The sequence below is a fragment of the Pseudomonas sp. KH_046_1 genome, assembly GCF_057839025.1.
The window spans coordinates 1,812,848-1,830,837 of record NZ_CM174481.1; the positions used below are offsets into that span (position 1 = coordinate 1,812,848).

Consider the following 17,990-nt stretch of genomic DNA (forward strand, 5'->3'; position numbering starts at 1 on the left):
ATCGCGGCGTGTTGCGCGATCTTTGGATCCAGAGGAGTCAGCAGGCTACCTGGTTCAGCGGTGAAACACAGGTTTGCCAGGCGCTGGTGAAATCACGCAGACGTCCCTGGGGTTGAAATGTCTGGCGCCAGATTCTGGCCATACCCAACAAATCATCCGGGGCGGGGAGGGGGGTGTTCTGTTCTTCCACCAGCAGCCAGGCGATGGCTGTGGCGTAACGCAGGTTGACGGTCAATTCGAGGTGCGGGCCACTGAGAAACGCATGCTGGCTGGCCAGGCCGCGGACCAGGCTTGCACGCTCCGGATCAAGGGCCAGGTAATGGTCCCAAAGGGCCTGGTGACGGGGCTCGGCGATGCGGTACAGGCCGTGCCCACGGCGGTCATGCAGGGCGGAACCAAGGGCGGACTGGCTGGCGGCAATGCCCAGCAGCAGGGATTCGGCAGTAGCGCTATGACGTCCGAGGTAGATCAAGGTCGGACGAATCACATAACGGCACAGTTCGCTGGCAGCGATACCCATAAAACCCTCGAAACCTGAGTTGGACGGCGACACCTGAAGGGGGGCTTGGCAGCAGTGAATCGACTCAGGCTCGCCGCAAGCGGGTCAAGCCGCTTGAGTTGAAGTGTAGTGTCATATTCGCGCTGTAAAGGCCTGTTTTTAAAATATTTCCAGCGACCAGTTATAACCGTTATATCGGATCGTGCTTAGTCGTGATTCGAGGAAAGGGAAATATCAGGCAATAAAAAGCCCCGCTTTTCGGGCAGGGCTTTTGGGTTTTTCAGCCTTTCTGGCGTTTCAGGCAACCAGTGCCTGACGGGTACGCTCGATCACGGCCTGCAGCGGCTCGGCGCTGGAGTATTGATCGGGGTACAGGCGTTCGCTGTGACGAGCGATACCGTGTTCGTTGACCAGGGTGAAGCTGAAGCAGCCTTTGCGAGCGGCCATGATCAGGCAGTTCATTGGTGCAAAAGCGTTGGTTAGGGTGCGAATGGCATCCTGAGTGTGGATTTGAGTAGACATTATTGGGTGTTCCTACAAATGACACGGATAAGAACCGTGCAACGTTAAAACGTTCCAGTAACGTCGATCACCATTGATCGAACGAAGAACCCGACTGGAACAAAGCAGCCAGTTTGAAGCGCTAATAAGTTGGCGCGCTTGGGCTGGCAGGTAGGTACTTAGGAGGGCAGGCAACACATCGAGGGCAAAGGTTCTGGGCCCAGGGTGAAGATCCTGATCAATTTGCAGGTTGGTTCGAGCAGAGTAGGCAGGCGGAGCAACACCCTTTGCTTTCGATTCAAAGGTTGTGTTGGCGCAAGATTTACCTGGAAACCATCGAGGTGGTCGATCCCGCTTGTTCGGTGGAGGCTTCCGTCGGGAAGGCTGACCGGGGGGATTTGTTCGACCAGAATTGACTTTCAGCTTGGTACTAACGCCGCGGATACTAACGGATTGAACTGGCCAAGGGAAGTGTGTTAGCGAAAAGAATTTCCCGGCAGGTGCCTGATCGGGCTGTTTTACCATGTAGAGATGCGCATAAAGCTGCGCGGCCTGCGATTGACACGCCCTGTATTCGAACAGAATCCGACTACCGGTCATCGAAGTTTGTAGCAACGCAGCCGCCTGAACAGTGGGTTTGCCAGGGCTTATCCCCAGGCACGACAAAAAAATGCGCCGAAAAAGTGCGTTGATATAACCGTCGCAAAGGCACTTGTGCACATTAGTTGCGCGGTCTGTCACCCCGCTGTCATCTCATGTTCAAGCGTAATGGCTGCCTGTAACCAAAATTTAAGTCAATGAAAAACATCGCTTTTTTTTACTGGTGAAAAAATCGTCAGTTTGACTGCGAGCCCCATTCCACAGGGCTTTGAGCGGGTTGGAGAGCGGTTGTCCACTGAGTTATCCACAGCTTCTGTGGATTGTCCCGAGCGCTTGCTCTAGGACGGGCGTCCCGGGATATTTTCAGCTTTACCTGTAAGAAAAAGAGAGTAAAGTTGCGCGCCTTCTGATCTGCCCCACAGTGCTTTATGAAGTTTCGCTCAGCCTCCGTTTCCTCTTCCTCCACACCACCCTCTGTTGCCCCTACCAAGCGCTTTTCCATGCGCGTGGCGGAGTGGCTGTTGGACAGTCCGCATCTGGGCGAAAACCGTAACGTCAAACACATCGCCGGACGTCTGCTCAAGCAACCGGCCCGTGAAGGCGTGGTGGCTGCGCAAAGTCGCCTTGGCCAGTTGATGTGCCGCGAATGCGGGAATGCCCGGGACCGCCGGATCGGTCAGGACCTGTTGCGTCAGGCCGCTCGGGCAGGCGATCACCGTGCTCAACAGGAACTGGGGCTGATCGAAGACTGAGCTGTCCAAGACCGGACGCCTTGGTTAACCTTCAGGCTTTATCCGAATGGCAGGAGTGGCTATGGCAATGGACTTGACCAGCGTATTGCTGGGGCTGGCAGGGGCAGCGTTGCCGTTGCTGGTATTGGCCTGGCAACTTCAGCGTCGGACCAGCGCCACGCAAGCCGATGTCGCGCTGCTGCAAGAACGCCTGGCCATGGCGCAACTGGCGCAGGACGGATTGAATGCTCAGCTGGAATCCAGCCGCGATGAAACGGCTGACCTGACCCATGCCAACGCCGCCAAACAGGCTGATCTGGCTGCGCTGCGTCGTGAAGTCGAGCTGCTGCAGATCGAGCGTGACGACGCCCGGGACGCCGCCCATGCGTGGAATATCGAACGCGCCGGCAAAGAAGCCGAATTGCGCCGTCTGGATGCCCAGGCCGCGTCGCTCAACGCCGAATTGCGCGAGCAACAGGACAGTCATCAACAACGCCTCAACGACCTGCAAGGTTCGCGGGACGAGTTGCGCGCGCAATTTGCCGAGCTGGCGGGGAAAATTTTCGATGAGCGCGAGCAGCGTTTTGCCGAAACCAGCCAGCAGCGCCTGGGGCAGTTGCTCGATCCACTGAAGGAACGCATCCAGTCCTTCGAAAAGCGTGTCGAGGAAAGCTATCAGAACGAGGCCCGTGAGCGTTTCTCCCTGGCCAAGGAGTTGGAGCGTCTGCAACAGCTGAATTTGCGCTTGAGCGATGAAGCCACCAACCTGACCCGCGCCTTGAAAGGGCAGAAGACCCAGGGCAACTGGGGCGAGCTGATTCTCGAGCGTGTGCTTGAGCATGCGGGGCTGGAGAAGGGCCGTGAGTACCAGACGCAGGTCAATCTCAAGGGACCGGACGGCGAGCGCTTCCAGCCGGACGTGATCATTTATCTGCCAGGCGACAAGCAGGTGGTGGTCGACTCCAAGGTCAGCCTGACGGCCTATCAGCAGTATGTGGCGGCTGAGGACGAGGCCATCGGCCAGATCGCCATCAAGCAGCACGTGCTGTCGTTGCGTAATCACGTCAAAGGCTTGGCCGGCAAGGATTACAAGCGCCTCGATGGCCTGCACAGCCTGGATTTCGTGTTGCTCTTCGTGCCGATCGAGGCGGCGTTTTCTGCTGCGTTGCAGGCTGAGCCGACGCTGTTTCAGGAAGCGTTCGACCGCAACATCGTAATCGTCAGCCCGACCACGTTGCTGGCGACCCTGCGCGTCATCGACAGTCTGTGGAAGCAGGAGCGCCAGAGCCAGAATGCCCGGGAAATCGCCGAGCGGGCCGGGTGGCTGTACGACAAGTTCGTGCTGTTCATCCAGGATCTGGACGAAGTCGGCAATCGCCTGCAGCAACTGGACAAGGCCTACAGTTCGGCACGCAACAAGCTGACAGAGGGGCGTGGCAACCTGGTCAGTCGCAGTGAACAGCTCAAGCTGCTGGGCGCGCGGGCGAGCAAGAGCCTGCCGGCGGATTTGTTGGAGCGGGCGATGACCGATGTGGACGGGTTGGTCGAGTTGCCGGAGTAGCCCCGGGCGAACGTAGACCCTGTGTTGAACCTCGTTACAACGGCAAATACCGGCTCAACAACGCCCGCAACGCCGCCGGTTTCACCGGTTTGGCCAGGTAATCCAGCCCCGCGGCGTGCACCAGGTCGACCGTCTCCGGCCGGCCATCGGCGCTGATCACCACCCCGGGAACCGGCTCGCCCATCTGCGTGCGCAACCAGGCCATCAAATCGGTGCCGGTCTCGCCATGATCGAGGTGGTAATCCACCAGCGCCAATTGCGGGCGCATGCCTTCGTCAAGCAACGCGGCGCATTCCTCGCGATTGCGCGCGGTCCAGACCTGGCAACCCCAGCGGCTGAGCAGGCTGTTCATACCGATCAGGATGCTGTCCTCGTTGTCGATACACAGCACCTGCGCGCCATTGAGCAATTTGCCATTGAGTTCGGCGACTTTGACCGGCGCTGCGGTTTGCGCCCGGGCCAGCGGCACGCTGACGCTGAACACGCTACCGCGTCCCGGCCAAGAGCGTACGCGCAAGGTATGACCGAGCACGCGACATAGCCCGTCAGCAATCGCCAGCCCCAGGCCGAGGCCTTTTTCGGCCCGTGTCTGGTGGCTGTCGAGGCGCTTGAACTCTTCGAAAATCACTTGTCGTTTATCTTCCGGAATACCCGGCCCACGGTCCCAGACTTCCAGGCTCAATGCTTCCTTGTGCCGGCGAACCCCCAGTAGCACCGGCCCTTTGCCATAGCGGAAAGCGTTGGTCAGGAAGTTCTGCAAAATCCGCCGCAGCAATTTGATGTCGCTGTCGACACGCAACGCGCTGCCGCGAACGCGGAACTCCAGTTTTTGTTCTCGCGCCAGCACCTTGAACTCGGTACCGAGGGTGTCGAACAGTTCGTTGATCGCAAATGGCTGGCGATTCGGGTTGATCTTGCCGTTCTCCAGACGGGAAATGTCCAGCAGGTCGCTGATCAAGTCCTCGGCCGAGCGCAGCGAGCTGTCCAGGTGCCCGACCAGTTTCTGCGCTTCGCCGGACAACCCATCGTCCTGGTGGGAGAGGGCGGCGGAGAACAGCCGCGCCGCATTCAACGGTTGCATCAAGTCATGGCTGACGGCCGCGAGGAAACGGGTCTTGGACTGGTTGGCCGCTTCGGCGGTGCCCTTGGCTTCGGTCAGGGCAACGTTGAGCTGCGACAATTCGTGGGTCCGTTCGGTAACTCGTTGCTCCAGGCCTTCGTTGGCTTCGGTCAGCGCCTGCTCGGCTTCGCGGAACGCGGTGATGTCGGTGAAACTCATGACGAAGCCACCGCCCGGCATCGGGTTGCCAATCAGCTCGATCACCCGGCCATTGGGGAACAGTCGTTCGGAAGTGTGCGCGCGGCCCTGGCGCATCCAGTGCAGGCGACGCGCGACGTGAACTTCGGCTTCGCCGGGGCCGCACAGGCCGCGCTCGGCATTATGGCGAATGATATCGGCGATGGGCCGGCCGACTCTGATCAGGCCATCCGGGTAGTTGAACAAATCCAGATAGCGACGGTTCCAGGCCACCAGCTTCAGTGACTGGTCGACCACGCTGATGCCCTGGGTGATGTTCTCGATGGCGCCTTGCAACAATGCACGGTTGAATTGCAGTACCTCCGAGGCTTCATCGGCGATGCGCACGACGTCTTCCAGTTGCATCTCCCGGCCTTCAATGGCGGCTTTTACCACCGCGCGGGTCGAAGAGGCACCGAGCACACCGGCCAGCAAGCGTTCGGTATGGGCGATCCATTCACTGTCGGCGTTCTGGTTCGGATTGAAGCCTTTGCCCTGGCGATAGGCAAAGCGGATGAAGCTTTGACGGGCGCGTTCTTCGCCGACGAAGCGCGCCGCCAGTTGCAGCAGGTCGTCGATCTGCACTGAAAGCATCGAGCGTGCGCTGGGGCGGGCACTGATTTCCTGGCCGATGAAGCGGCCCGCCTGCCAGTGCTCGGAAACCCGGGTGCGCGACAGCACCGAGACCCAGGCGAACAGCGTGAAGTTGCCTGCCAGCGACAGCACCACGCCCTGGGTCAGCGGGGTGATCGGCAGGTTCAGTGGATTGCTGTGCAGCCAGGCCAGCCCCGGGAAGGTGCTCAAGGACAGGCCGAGGCTGAGGGCGGCAATCGGCAGGATCAAGGTGTAGAACCACAGGAAGGTGCCTGCGGCGAGGCCAGCGAAAACACCGCGGCGGTTGGCCTGTTTCCAGTACAGCGCACCGAGCATGGCGGGGGCCAGCTGGGTCACGGCGGCGAAGGCGATCTGGCCAATGGTCGCCAGGCTGGCGGTCGAGCCCAGCAGGCGATAACTGACGTAGGCCAGCAGCAGAATGACCACGATGCTGACGCGGCGCACCGACAGCATCCACTGGCGGAACACTTCGAACGGGCGCTCGGCGTTGTTGCGACGCAGCAGCCACGGCAGCAGCATGTCGTTGGAAACCATGGTCGACAGCGCCACGCTGGCCACGATCACCATGCCGGTGGCCGCCGATGCGCCACCGATAAACGCCAACAGGGCCAACGCCGGATGCGACTGGGCCAGGGGCAGGCTGATGACGAACGAGTCCGGCAACACCGAACTGGGCAGCATCATCTGGCCGGCCAGGGCGATCGGTACGACAAACAATGCGGCGAGGGCGAGGTAGGCCGGGAATACCCACTTGGCCAGGCGCAGATCCTGAGGGTCGATGTTCTCGACAACGGTCACGTGGAACTGCCGCGGCAAGCAAATGATCGCCATCATCGCCACACCAGTCTGCACCACCATCGACGGCCAGTTGATGGTTTCCTTCCAGTACTGTTCGAGTCGCGGCGCCAACATGGCCTGGTCGAACAGGTCGTCGAAACCGTCGTACAGGCCGTAGGTCACGAAGGCGCCGACGGCGAGAAACGCGAACAGTTTGACCAGCGATTCGAAGGCGATGGCCAGCACCATGCCGCGGTGGTGCTCCGTGGCGTCGAGGTTGCGGGTACCGAAGACAATGGTGAACAGCGCCAATACCAGCGACACAATCAGCGCGGTGTCCTGGGCACGGGTGCCCATGGCATCGGCACCGGCGCCGATCAGCAGGTTCACGCCGAGCACAATGCCTTTGAGTTGCAGCGCGATGTAGGGCAATACGCCGACCAGGCAAATCAGCGCCACCACCACCGCCAGCGACTGGGATTTGCCATAGCGTGCGGCGATGAAGTCGGCGATCGAGGTGATGTTTTCCTGTTTGCTGATCATCACCATTTTTTGCAGGACCCACGGAGCGCCGACCAGCAACAGGATCGGCCCGAGGTAGATCGGCAGGAACGACCAGAGCTGTTCGGCGGCCTGGCCCACGGCACCGAAGAACGTCCAGCTGGTGCAATAGACTGCCAGCGACAGGCTGTACACCCAGGCGCGCACACGCGGCGGCAAGGGCGCGCTGCGACGGTCGCCATAGAAGGCGATGGCGAACAGGATGGCCATATAGGCCAGGGCTACGACGGCAATCAGCCCGGTGGACAGCGACATGGGGACTCCAGACAAAAGATATCCGGGCCTCCCGCCCGGACTGACAGTCTCGCACGACCGTCAGCGTTAGTCAGTGTCGACCAAGGTCGTGGCGTGGTGGGGTGTCGCAGGGGAATTTGCAGTGTCTGGATTGGCCCCATCGCGAGCAGGCTCGCTCCCACAGGGATTGTGGGTGGCAGGCAAATTTTGGGAGCGAGCTTGCTCGCGATGGGGGCTTCACTGATTCAATGCAACCTCATGGCGCAGCTCTGATTGTGCTGGCTCTTAGCGCAATGGTGAGTCTATTGCGATCACGTTCGGCCAGGGGCTGCGAGGCCAACCGGTAAAATTGAGTTAGCCTTGGCCCCTCTCAGCTCACTCGAAGGATCGGACCATGAAGATCATCCGCAGCAAATCGTTCACTGGCGAGCGTGCCTGGGCCGCGCTGGACATCGCCAGCATGAACGGCATCACCACGCGGCTGCACTGGACCGATCAGCCCTACAAGTGGCACGTCAACGATGGCGAGGAAGTGTTCGTGGTGCTCGATGGCCAGGTGCAGATGCGTTATCGCGAAGAGGGGGTGGAGCGGGAAGCCTTGCTGGAGGTCGGTGACATTTTTCATGCCTCGGTTGGCACTGAGCATGTGGCGCATCCGCTAGGACCGGCTCGGATACTGGTGATCGAGTCGGAAGGGAGTGTCTGACACTATATAAGTGATATAGATAAGATATAGAGATATTACCCGTTATATAGATATTCGATTCGGATCTAACATGGGCTCTACCTCACGAGAGGACAGGAGTTCGCCATGACATGCGCCAATAGCATCAAGCCCGGAATCAAACCTTTCAGCCACTTGCAGCATCCCCGCGAGGTGATCCGCCAGTTCACCCCCAACTGGTTCGCGGCCACCATGGGCACCGGCGTGCTGGCGTTGGCACTGGCGCAATTGCCGGTTGCCATGCCTGCCTTGCACGCCTTTGCCGAAGCCCTCTGGCTGTTCAATATCGCTCTGTTCCTGCTGTTTACCGCGTTATACACGGCGCGTTGGGTGCTGTTTTTCGACGAGGCGCGGCGAATTTTCGGCCACTCCACGGTTTCGATGTTTTTCGGCACCATCCCGATGGGCCTGGCGACCATCATCAATGGCTTCCTGGTATTCGGCCTGCCGCGCTGGGGCGAAGGGGTGATTCACGTCGCCGAAGTGCTGTGGTGGCTGGATGTGGCCATGTCGCTGGCCTGTGGCGTGCTGATTCCCTACATGATGTTCACCCGTCAGGAGCACAGCATCGACCAGATGACAGCGGTCTGGCTGTTGCCGGTGGTCGCGGCAGAAGTGGCGGCCGCCAGCGGTGGCCTGTTGGCGCCGCATTTGGCCGACGCTCATTCGCAACTGGTGGTGCTGGTGACCAGCTACGTGCTCTGGGCCTTTTCCCTGCCGGTGGCCTTCAGCATCCTGACCATTCTGCTGCTGCGCATGGCCCTGCATAAACTGCCCCACGAAAACATGGCCGCCTCGAGCTGGCTGGCCCTTGGCCCGATCGGCACCGGTGCGCTGGGCATGCTGGTACTGGGCGGTGATGCACCGCTGATTTTCGCGGCCAACGGTATGCCGGGAGTCGGTGAGATTGCCGCTGGATTGGGTCTGGTGGCCGGCATCACCCTGTGGGGGTTCGGCCTGTGGTGGATGCTGATGGCGTTGTTGATCACTGTGCGCTACCTGCGTGCCGGCATTCCTTTCAATCTCGGCTGGTGGGGCTTCACTTTCCCGTTGGGCGTCTATTCTCTGGCAACGTTGAAGCTGGCCAGTACCTTGAACCTGACGTTCTTCAGTGTGTTTGGCTGCGTGCTGGTGGCATTGCTGGCGGTGATGTGGCTGATCGTCGGCAAGCGCACGGTGCTGGGCGCCTGGCGTGGCGAGCTGTTTGTCTCGCCGTGCATTGCCGGATTGAAGAAATAACCGTCAAAGATTAGGTAAGGTGTGGCCTGGATCGACTTTTGATAATCCAATAAGAATCCAGGCCACTCGTTACCTATCATCAGGGACACATGGAAGATGAGTCACCCCTCACAGTTCACCTTGCTGCGCACCCGGCGCTTCCTGCCGTTCTTCATCACCCAGTCCCTCGGGGCGTTCAACGACAACGTGTTCAAGCAGTCGTTGATCCTGGCCATTTTGTACAAGCTGACCATCGAGGGTGACCGCTCGATCTGGGTCAACCTGTGTGCGCTGTTGTTTATCCTGCCGTTTTTCCTGTTCTCGGCCCTGGCCGGGCAATTCGGGGAAAAGTTCGCCAAGGACGCATTGATCCGCCTGATCAAGCTTGGGGAAATCGCCATCATGGCGGTCGGCGCCGTCGGCTTCATGTTCGATCACCTGTCGTTGATGCTGGTGGCGCTGTTCGCCATGGGCACCCACTCGGCGCTGTTCGGGCCGGTGAAATACTCGATCCTGCCGCAAGCCCTGCATGAAGAAGAACTGGTAGGCGGTAACGGCCTGGTGGAAATGGGCACCTTCCTGGCGATCCTTGCCGGCACCATTGGCGCCGGGGTCATGATGTCTTCGGCGCATTACGCGCCGGTGGTGTCCATGGCGATAATCGGCACTGCCGTGCTCGGTTACCTGGCCAGTCGCAGTATTCCCCGGGCAGCGGCCGCCACGCCGCAAATGCGCCTGAACTGGAACATTTTCAGCCAGTCCTGGGCCACGTTGAAACTGGGCCTGGGGCAAACGCCGGCGGTGTCACGCTCGATTGTCGGCAACTCATGGTTCTGGTTTGTCGGGGCGATTTACCTGACGCAGATCCCGGCCTATGCCAAGGAGTGGATGCACGGCGACGAAACCGTGGTGACGCTGATTCTGACGGTGTTCTCGGTCGGTATCGCATTGGGTTCGATGCTGTGCGAGAAACTCTCGGGGCGCAAAGTCGAGATTGGTCTGGTGCCGTTCGGATCGTTCGGCCTGACCGTTTTCGGTCTGCTGCTGTGGTGGCATTCCGGCTCAATACCGGACAGCACCGCCGGCCATGGCTGGATCGAGATCCTCGGTTTTGGTCACGCCTGGCTGGTATTGCTCGACATCCTCGGCCTGGGCGTCTTCGGCGGTTTCTACATCGTGCCGCTGTACGCGCTGATCCAGTCACGTACCGTGGAGAACGAACGGGCGCGGGTGATTGCCGCCAACAACATCCTCAATGCGTTGTTCATGGTGGTGTCAGCGATTGTCTCAATCGTCTTGCTGAGTGTGGCCGAGCTGTCGATCCCGCAGCTGTTCCTGGTGGTGTCGTTGCTGAATATCGGCGTCAACGCGTACATCTTCAGGATCGTCCCCGAGTTCACCATGCGTTTCATGATCTGGCTGCTCAGCCATTCCATGTACCGCGTCGAGCATCGCAATCTGGATCTGATCCCCGATGAAGGCGCGGCGTTGCTGGTGTGCAACCACGTGTCGTTCGTCGACGCCTTGCTGATTGGCGGTGCGGTGCGTCGGCCGATTCGTTTTGTCATGTACTACAAGATCTACAACCTGCCGGTGCTGAACTTCATCTTTCGTACCGCGGGGACGATTCCGATTGCGGGGCGTCAGGAAGACATCCAGATCTACGAAAAGGCCTTCACGCGCATTGCCCGGTATCTGAAGGACGGTGAGCTGGTGTGCATCTTCCCCGAAGGTAAATTGACCGCCGATGGCGAGATCAATGAGTTCAAGGGCGGGTTGACGCGGATTCTCGAAGAGACGCCGGTGCCGGTGATTCCGCTGGCCTTGCAGGGGTTGTGGGGGAGTTTCTTCAGCCGCGATCCGGGCAAGGGACTGTTCCATCGCCTGTGGTCGCGGGTGACGTTGGTGGCGGGGCCGGCGGTGGCGGTTGAAGTGGCGGAGCCGGCGAAGTTGCAGGCGATGGTGGGGGAGTTGCGCGGGGCTGTCAGATAGCGATTGTTTGTGCGGGCCTCTTCGCGAGCAGGCTCGCTCCTACAGGTTTTGTGTTGTGCCACACACAGTAGGCACGCCTTCAATCTCTGTGGGAGCGAGCCTGCTCGCGATGGCGGTCTGAAAGTTAAGCGCTGACCTTCAGGCCAACCAACCCGGAAATGATCAACGCCACACTCGCCAAGCGCACCAGCGCCATGGATTCGCCAAACAGAATGATCCCGGCGATCACCGTGCCCACGGCGCCGACACCGGTCCAGATCGCATAGGCCGTACCCAGCGGCAATTCCTTCATTGCAAGGCCGAGCAAGCCAAGGCTGATAGCCATGGCCGCAACGGTCAACACAGTGGGGAGCGGGCGGGTGAAACCGTCGGTGTACTTGAGGCCGACGGCCCAGCCGACTTCGAACAGGCCGGCGAAAAACAGAATGATCCAGGACATGAAGACCTCCATCGTCTGACGGGGTCGTCCCCTGATTAATGACTCGATCGAGCCGCGAGGTCGTCCTCGCGATGCGCAATATAGTGCCCAGCATTAACCCGGGGATCAAGTTTTCGAGTCAGTCACTGACCTGTTGCGCCGCCATTTCCCGATCCTGCTTCTCGCTCATGCGGCGGAAATACGTGGAGAGCAATGCCCCGGAAATGTTGTGCCAGACACTGAACAATGCACTGGGCACCGCCGCCAGCGGCGAGAAGTGTGCGCTCGCCAACGCGGCGCCCAACCCGGAGTTCTGCATGCCGACTTCCAGGGCCAGGGACTTGCGCTGGGCCAGAGGCAGCTTGAACAGGCGCCCGGTGAAGTAACCCAGCAGGTAGCCAAAGCTGTTGTGCAGCATGACCACGGCCATGATCAACAGGCCGGACTCGGCAATCTTCGCCTGGCTGGCGGCCACCACGGCCGTGACGATGATCACGATGCTGACCACCGACACCAGCGGCAACACGTCCACGGCGTGGCGAACCTTGTCGCCGAGCACCCGTTGGGCAACCACGCCCAGCACGATCGGCAACAGCACCACTTGCAGGATCGACCAGAACAACTCCATGAACGACACCGGCAACCAGGCCGAGGCCAGCAGCCAGATCAGCGCCGGCGTCAGCAGCGGGGCGAGGAGGGTGGTGACGGCGGCGATGGCCACCGACAGCGCCAGGTCGCCACGGGCCAGCCAGGTCATCACGTTCGACGACGTGCCGCTCGGGCAGCAGCCAACCAGAATTACGCCGACGGCGATTTCCGGCGGCAAGTGGAACACTTGGCAGAGCAACCACGCCACGCCCGGCATGATCACGAAATGTGCAACCACGCCCAGGGCCACGCGCCATGGATGGCGAGCGACTTCGGCGAAGTCTTCGAGTTTGAGGGTCAGGCCCATGCCGAACATCACCAGCCCCAGCAAGGGCACGATGGCGCCTTTGAGACCGAGGAACCACGCCGGTTGCAGGAATGCCACAACGGCGAAAATCAGTACCCAGAAAGCGAAGGTGTTGCCGACAAAACGACTCAATGCAGCCAGTGCACGCATGGCCTGATCCTTTTTCATTAAGTAGCACCACAAAACCAAATGTGGGAGCGGGCTTGCTCGCGAAAGCGGAGTACCAGTCAGTACCTATGTCGACTGACACTCTGCTTTCGCGAGCAAGCCCGCTCCCACAATTTGAGATCACAAGCTTTTAGATCCCCTGCGGGGTCTCTTCGCCACCCAACGCTTCAACCAGTGCCGGCAGGAAGTCGCCGAAGGTCAGCATCATCAGGGTGAAGCTGGCGTCCAGTTGGCCCAGGGCTTCGTCGCCGCCGTCCTGTTCCGCCTGGTCTTGCAGCAGGTCTTCGAACTTCAGGCGCTTGACCACCATTTTGTCGTCGAGGACGAACGACAGTTTATCCTGCCAGGCCAGGGACAGCTGAGTGACCACTTTGCCGGTGCTCAGGTGCAACTGGATTTCTTCGCTGGTCAGGTCCTGGCGCTTGCAACGCACGATGCCGCCGTCTTCGTGGGTGTCGCGCAGTTCGCACTCGTCCAGCACAAAGAAGTCGTCCGCGGCTTTCTGGGTGGTGACCCACTCGGTCATGGTCGCGGTCGGGGACATCTTCACGGTCAGTGGGCGCACCGGCAGGGTGCCGATCACTTCGCGCAGGGTGGACAGCAAGTCTTCGGCGCGTTTCGGGCTGGCCGAGTTGACCAGGATCAGGCCCTGTTTCGGCGCAATGGCGGCGAAGGTCGACGAGCGACGGATAAAGGCGCGAGGCAGGAAGGCCTGGATGATTTCATCCTTGATCTGATCGCGTTCCTTCTTATAGACCTTGCGCATTTGCTCGGCTTCGATCTCTTCGACCTTTTCCTTGACCGCGTCACGCACGACGCTGCCCGGCAAAATACGTTCTTCCTTGCGCGCGGACACCAGCAGGAAGTCACCGCTGACGTGTACCAGTGGCGCATCTTCGCCTTTGCCGAACGGCGCGACGAAACCGTAGGTGGTCAACTCCTGGCTTGCACATGGGCGCGCCAGTTTGGTGGCCAGTGCAGTTTCCAACGCCTCGGCATCAACAGGCAGATCTTGGGTCAGGCGATAGATAAGCAGGTTTTTGAACCACATGGGGTGAGTCTCTCCTTTATACAAAGGGGGGCATTATTGTCTTCGCCGTGCCATAGGCCAACCTTTCTCTAAGCCTTTGGAAGGGCTGAGAAAATTATTTTAAAAAGTGCTTGCCAGAGGTTGGGTCGCTCCGTAGAATGCGCGCCACACCGAAGCGAAGGGTGATTAGCTCAGCTGGGAGAGCGTCTGCCTTACAAGCAGAATGTCGGCGGTTCGATCCCGTCATCACCCACCATTCGTTTCAAGTGTTACGCGCAGCGGTAGTTCAGTCGGTTAGAATACCGGCCTGTCACGCCGGGGGTCGCGGGTTCGAGTCCCGTCCGCTGCGCCATATTCGGTAACCTGGAACACTGAACGCCAGGTCACCACGGAAAAGCCCGCTTAGGCGGGCTTTTTTCTGCCTCAAGTTTCACTGTTGTTCCTGTGGGTTGCATCGTTTCACCGGTTTTTAGATTTTTTGAAAAAAACTTCAAATAAATCAACACTTTATAAAAACCTGTGGCATAATGTGCCCCGCAACGAAGGTAAAGGGTGATTAGCTCAGCTGGGAGAGCGTCTGCCTTACAAGCAGAATGTCGGCGGTTCGATCCCGTCATCACCCACCACTTACTTTCAACGCTACGCGCAGCGGTAGTTCAGTCGGTTAGAATACCGGCCTGTCACGCCGGGGGTCGCGGGTTCGAGTCCCGTCCGCTGCGCCATATTCGGTAACCTGGAACACTGAACGCCAGGTCACCACAGAAAGCCCGCCTTGTGCGGGCTTTTTGCTGTCCGGGATTTGGCTTTCCTCGCTCTCTGCAGGAGCGAGCCAGCTCGCGAAGGTCGTGAACGATAACGCGTAAATTCAGATACCCAGCGGCGCCCATGGCTTCTTCGCGAGCTAGCTCGCTCCTACAGTCCGGCATTGCGCCTGTGTCGGTAGTCGCTGACGGCTTCATACACGGCTTTGCGCAGGCGATTGATCCCGCCAATCGGACGGTGCGCCTCGACGCCGAACCAGGGATTGAACGACTGGTTGTCGCATTGCAGATTCAGCGCCGGTGTATCGAAGTCCTGCGCCGGCACCTTGATCCGCGCCACCGTCTCGAATGGCGCATCGCCCTCGCTCCACTCAATACTGGTGTCTTCAATCGGCATGTACTTGTTGGCGTCCTGTCGCTGGATCTGCAAGGCGAAGCACGCAGGCACCCGGTCGGTCGACAGCTGTTGGTTCAGCGCATTGCGCAGGAAGTTCGGCAACTTGCGATTCTGTTCCGGCAGGTTGTAGGCCGGGCAGTTGTCCGGATCGGGCATGACCCGGAACTTCGCATTGGCTTCACCGAACTTGTAGGGCGAAACCGAAAAATACGTGGTCTGGGTCGGGCTCGACGGGGCAGGGGCCAGTGTCGCCAGGGCAATGAACAGGTGGCGAACCTGCCAGGTCCGTGGATCCCGGCCGGGGAAGAAGGCCATCATCTTTTTACCGTCGGCCTGGGCGGCGACGTTCTGACGGTATTCGGCGACATTACTGACAAAGAAGTTCGGGTGGCTGAACATCACAAAGTCCTGTTCACCTCGCCCCTGCTGATCGCTCAACAGTTGCTTGCCCGGCACATCGAACAGTTTGATCGCCATGCCCCGTGCGTCGCGGATGCTGTCGAACTGCGGGTAGGCATTGCCGTTGGACAGGCGCATCGTCGCTTGCCAGATTTTCCCCGGCTCGCTGAACACGCCCTGGCGCAGCTCGCCTGGCAGTTCCGGCAGCACCTGAACCTCGGCCTTCACACAGCCGTGGGCCTTGGCATGGGCGTCGCGCAGGTAGCGGGTGCTTTCACGGTGCTGATCGACGATGCGCACGGCGGTCTGGATGATGTCCCGGGTCATCGCGGCTTCGTTGTCCGCAACCAACTCCTGCGCCGAGACCGGCCCGCGATGCTGCCAGGCAAACCAGGCGCTGGCCAGGGCCCAACCCAGCACGCCGAGACCCAGCAACCACAGCAACAGCCTGGCGAGGAAGGCGCCCAGGCGCAGCCAGAGAGTTATCAGCATGGGAACGTCCTTTTAACTGCGGCTGTGGTCATGGCAATTGCGCTTCCAGCGGGCCGCCCAGCACCTTCAGATATTCCAGCAGTGCCCAGCGTTCTTGCGGCTGCAACCCGCGGCCGATCACGCCATTGCCGAGTTTGCCGGCACGGAATTCATGGCCGCTGTTGTGGTTGCCGGTGATTCGCGTGTCGAACAGGAAACCGTTGGTAAAGGCTTCGGTGCGGTAACCCAGGTGTCCCGGGTCGTACTCGAACGTGCCTTTATAGAAGGTGGTCGCACGCTCATCTTGAGGCGACAGCAATTGATAAAGGCTCGGTACCGAGCCGTTGTGCAGGAACGGCGCTGTCGCCCATACACCCGCCAATGGCCTGGCCTTGTACGAACGCAATTCGCGCACGCCGATCGGCAGGCCGAAACCGTCCATTGCAGGACGCTCGGCAGGGGTGACATTGGCGTCTTGATACGCGCGGTCCCGGACAAATGCCGTGACATAGGCCAGCCCCTTGGCCACAGACATCTTGCTCAGGTCCAGCGGTTCGTCGGGTTTTGGCTCGACATCGAGTTTTTCCAGTTCCGCCTGCTTCCATTGCAGCGCGGTCAGGTCGAAGCGGTGGTCGGCGATGTTGTTGGCCGCGCCGGGGTCGGTGCCGATGTAATCCACCGGGAGCATCTTCAGGTGCTGGACGTATCGTCCCTCGCCCTGGCTGGTGCGCGGTACATGACAACCTGCGCAGTTTTCGGCGAACAGGGCGCGGCCCTTGGCTGCCAGGGGTTTGTCGACCGCGCCCAACAGATCTTCCGGCCAGGTCGGAGGCGCGAGTCGTTGCAGGGTTTCTTCGATCAGGTGCAGGTCGCGCACGCGGACACTGGAGGGATAGCGGGCGTCGTCCATCAGCGGCTGGCCGTTCTTGTCGAAGAAGTTCAGCGTGGCGCCGACGCCCAGCGCTTCGCCGATGTTGCGGGCCATCGGTTGTTTCGCCGAGCCGTTCCACTGCACCCATTCGAACGTCCACATGTCCCACAACTGCGGATAATCGACCGGGGCATTGGCCACACGGTAGTTGTCGGGGGAAATCGCATCACCGAAGCTGGCGTTGGCGATGCGCCCGAAGGCGTCTGTTCGCCCCGGGCCTTCTTCGGTCGGATAGAGCCCGCGATGGGTGTCGTTCCAGGCCACCTTGAGGAACGTATCCATTGAAGATTTGAATTCTTTGCGCAACTGTTGGTGGCGCATCTCGTAGTCCTGGCCGAGCACGTTGCGTGCGAAGCGCTCGAATTTCCACGGGTTGTAGTAAGTGGAGGCGAGGCTGGCCACCAGAGCCTGTCCGAAACTGCCCCCTTTGAGCGTAGGAACACTGGACGGCAGGACATGCTGCGCCGAGCCGCCGTCGATACGCACGGCCTGACCCTTGAAACGCAGTTCACCGGTGTGGCAAGCCGCGCAGGTGATATCCAGAAACACATCCGGGCTCCCCGTATTCTGGTGCCGGGTAAAGCCTGCCGGGAGGTTGCCGGGGTTGTTCGGTGTCGGTTTCTGGCCAGGGTCCACCAGGAAACCGAAGCGGGCGAGGTATTCGGGGGCGGCGAAACGTTGCTGCGAGAAGGGCAGTTCGAGGGCGGTGAACCAGTCGTAGCGCAAGCCTTTGACCTGAGTGCCCTGGGGTGTGAAGTAATAGGTCTCGCGATCGGCGGCGCTCCATTGCTCCAGGTAATGCACCTGTTGTGCAGGCGACCAGGCCGGCAATTTCGGGTTGGCGACGTAGTAAAGAACCACGGCCATGACCAGCCCGAGCAGTACTGCGATGAGAACCAGCAAGCGAAAGAAGAGGCGCAAGATAAACATCCTTGTCGAATTTTCATGCCGTTATGCCCTAGTCCCCAGGGTGCGGCAAGAGGCCATTACACCAGATATTGTAGGTTCAGGAATGAGCCTGCGTCGGAACAAGATGAAAGAAGCTTCATCAGCCGAATTGTGAAATGCGTTTAAACACCTGAACTTATCAATTGTTTCCGGCTCTCATGCCGGTAGCCATTGGTCGTGGCGGCCTGATAAGCTCGCGGCT

The 17,990-nt window shown here is 60.0% G+C and carries 13 protein-coding genes and 4 tRNA genes; 9 read left to right on the top strand and 8 right to left on the bottom strand.

Translation table 11 applies throughout. The features are described 5' to 3' along the window. Positions 1-37: 37 nt before the first annotated feature. Together AC3IT9_RS08280 and AC3IT9_RS08285 are read right to left on the bottom strand one after the other, a co-directional pair. On the bottom strand, positions 38-520 hold the full coding sequence (locus AC3IT9_RS08280) for a hypothetical protein (RefSeq protein WP_008051047.1): 483 nt from the start codon (positions 518-520) through the stop codon (positions 38-40). 276 nt (positions 521-796) lie between these two features. Next, the gene (locus AC3IT9_RS08285) at positions 797-1,021 is read right to left on the bottom strand and encodes a hypothetical protein (protein WP_007898912.1); all 225 of its coding nucleotides are present in this window, start codon (positions 1,019-1,021) and stop codon (positions 797-799) included. Positions 1,022-2,028: 1,007 nt separating this feature from the next. On the opposite strand from AC3IT9_RS08285, the gene AC3IT9_RS08290 reads away from it, so the two are divergent. After that, entirely contained in the window at positions 2,029-2,352 is a 324-nt protein-coding gene (locus AC3IT9_RS08290; RefSeq protein WP_080925238.1) for an SEL1-like repeat protein, read from the top strand. A gap of 175 nt (positions 2,353-2,527) precedes the next feature. Beyond that, positions 2,528-3,892 carry a DNA recombination protein RmuC gene (locus AC3IT9_RS08295; protein ID WP_353743027.1) on the top strand — a complete coding sequence of 455 codons (1,365 nt, stop codon included), beginning with the start codon at positions 2,528-2,530 and terminating at the stop codon, positions 3,890-3,892. A gap of 34 nt (positions 3,893-3,926) precedes the next feature. Here AC3IT9_RS08295 and AC3IT9_RS08300 read toward each other — a convergent pair whose 3' ends face one another. Continuing rightward, positions 3,927-7,397: a hybrid sensor histidine kinase/response regulator gene (locus AC3IT9_RS08300; RefSeq protein ID WP_150724561.1), complete on the bottom strand. Its 3,471-nt coding sequence runs from the start codon at positions 7,395-7,397 to the stop codon at positions 3,927-3,929. Positions 7,398-7,770: 373 nt separating this feature from the next. On the opposite strand from AC3IT9_RS08300, the gene AC3IT9_RS08305 reads away from it, so the two are divergent. The 3 genes from AC3IT9_RS08305 to AC3IT9_RS08315 all read left to right on the top strand — a co-directional run bounded on the left by AC3IT9_RS08305 (position 7,771) and on the right by AC3IT9_RS08315 (position 11,310). After that, entirely contained in the window at positions 7,771-8,082 is a 312-nt protein-coding gene (locus AC3IT9_RS08305; RefSeq protein ID WP_095945939.1) for a cupin domain-containing protein, read from the top strand. Positions 8,083-8,187: 105 nt separating this feature from the next. Continuing rightward, positions 8,188-9,339, top strand: coding sequence for a TDT family transporter (locus AC3IT9_RS08310; RefSeq protein ID WP_489272648.1), 1,152 nt, complete (start codon positions 8,188-8,190; stop codon positions 9,337-9,339). A 96-nt stretch (positions 9,340-9,435) separates the two neighbouring features. Then, the gene (locus AC3IT9_RS08315) at positions 9,436-11,310 is read left to right on the top strand and encodes an MFS transporter (RefSeq protein ID WP_489272649.1); all 1,875 of its coding nucleotides are present in this window, start codon (positions 9,436-9,438) and stop codon (positions 11,308-11,310) included. A 124-nt stretch (positions 11,311-11,434) separates the two neighbouring features. Here the strand turns inward: AC3IT9_RS08315 and sugE are convergent, their stop codons facing one another. The 3 genes from sugE to rdgC form a co-directional block, all read right to left on the bottom strand. Beyond that, positions 11,435-11,749, bottom strand: a complete 315-nt coding sequence (gene sugE, locus AC3IT9_RS08320) for a quaternary ammonium compound efflux SMR transporter SugE (RefSeq protein WP_007977599.1) — start codon at positions 11,747-11,749, stop codon at positions 11,435-11,437. Between the two features lie 118 nt (positions 11,750-11,867). After that, positions 11,868-12,833, bottom strand: a complete 966-nt coding sequence (locus tag AC3IT9_RS08325; RefSeq protein ID WP_489273490.1) for a bile acid:sodium symporter family protein — start codon at positions 12,831-12,833, stop codon at positions 11,868-11,870. A 148-nt stretch (positions 12,834-12,981) separates the two neighbouring features. Further along, positions 12,982-13,902, bottom strand: a complete 921-nt coding sequence (rdgC, locus tag AC3IT9_RS08330; protein ID WP_007969735.1) for a recombination-associated protein RdgC — start codon at positions 13,900-13,902, stop codon at positions 12,982-12,984. A 159-nt stretch (positions 13,903-14,061) separates the two neighbouring features. On the opposite strand from rdgC, the gene AC3IT9_RS08335 reads away from it, so the two are divergent. The 4 genes from AC3IT9_RS08335 to AC3IT9_RS08350 all read left to right on the top strand — a co-directional run bounded on the left by AC3IT9_RS08335 (position 14,062) and on the right by AC3IT9_RS08350 (position 14,603). Then, a tRNA-Val gene (locus tag AC3IT9_RS08335) sits at positions 14,062-14,137 on the top strand. 19 nt (positions 14,138-14,156) lie between these two features. Further along, positions 14,157-14,233, top strand: a tRNA-Asp gene (locus AC3IT9_RS08340). A 198-nt stretch (positions 14,234-14,431) separates the two neighbouring features. Beyond that, positions 14,432-14,507, top strand: a tRNA-Val gene (locus AC3IT9_RS08345). A 19-nt stretch (positions 14,508-14,526) separates the two neighbouring features. Then, a tRNA-Asp gene (locus AC3IT9_RS08350) sits at positions 14,527-14,603 on the top strand. A 190-nt stretch (positions 14,604-14,793) separates the two neighbouring features. Here AC3IT9_RS08350 and AC3IT9_RS08355 read toward each other — a convergent pair. Both AC3IT9_RS08355 and AC3IT9_RS08360 read right to left on the bottom strand, forming a co-directional pair. Beyond that, positions 14,794-15,930 carry a catalase family protein gene (locus tag AC3IT9_RS08355; protein ID WP_489272650.1) on the bottom strand — a complete coding sequence of 379 codons (1,137 nt, stop codon included), beginning with the start codon at positions 15,928-15,930 and terminating at the stop codon, positions 14,794-14,796. A 28-nt stretch (positions 15,931-15,958) separates the two neighbouring features. After that, positions 15,959-17,761: a di-heme-cytochrome C peroxidase gene (locus AC3IT9_RS08360; protein WP_489272651.1), complete on the bottom strand. Its 1,803-nt coding sequence runs from the start codon at positions 17,759-17,761 to the stop codon at positions 15,959-15,961. Positions 17,762-17,990: the final 229 nt, after the last annotated feature.

What these genes read in the sequence shown, in the direction of transcription:
- AC3IT9_RS08280 (WP_008051047.1), bottom strand. Translation starts at nt 520, where the DNA reads ATGGGTATCGCTGCCAGCGAACTGTGCCGTTATGTGATTCGTCCGACC.
- AC3IT9_RS08285 (WP_007898912.1), bottom strand. Translation starts at nt 1,021, where the DNA reads ATGTCTACTCAAATCCACACTCAGGATGCCATTCGCACCCTAACCAAC.
- AC3IT9_RS08290 (WP_080925238.1), top strand. Translation starts at nt 2,029, where the DNA reads ATGAAGTTTCGCTCAGCCTCCGTTTCCTCTTCCTCCACACCACCCTCT.
- AC3IT9_RS08300 (WP_150724561.1), bottom strand. Translation starts at nt 7,397, where the DNA reads ATGTCGCTGTCCACCGGGCTGATTGCCGTCGTAGCCCTGGCCTATATG.
- AC3IT9_RS08305 (WP_095945939.1), top strand. Translation starts at nt 7,771, where the DNA reads ATGAAGATCATCCGCAGCAAATCGTTCACTGGCGAGCGTGCCTGGGCC.
- AC3IT9_RS08310 (WP_489272648.1), top strand. Translation starts at nt 8,188, where the DNA reads ATGACATGCGCCAATAGCATCAAGCCCGGAATCAAACCTTTCAGCCAC.
- AC3IT9_RS08315 (WP_489272649.1), top strand. Translation starts at nt 9,436, where the DNA reads ATGAGTCACCCCTCACAGTTCACCTTGCTGCGCACCCGGCGCTTCCTG.
- sugE (WP_007977599.1), bottom strand. Translation starts at nt 11,749, where the DNA reads ATGTCCTGGATCATTCTGTTTTTCGCCGGCCTGTTCGAAGTCGGCTGG.
- AC3IT9_RS08325 (WP_489273490.1), bottom strand. Translation starts at nt 12,833, where the DNA reads ATGCGTGCACTGGCTGCATTGAGTCGTTTTGTCGGCAACACCTTCGCT.
- rdgC (WP_007969735.1), bottom strand. Translation starts at nt 13,902, where the DNA reads ATGTGGTTCAAAAACCTGCTTATCTATCGCCTGACCCAAGATCTGCCT.
- AC3IT9_RS08355 (WP_489272650.1), bottom strand. Translation starts at nt 15,930, where the DNA reads ATGCTGATAACTCTCTGGCTGCGCCTGGGCGCCTTCCTCGCCAGGCTG.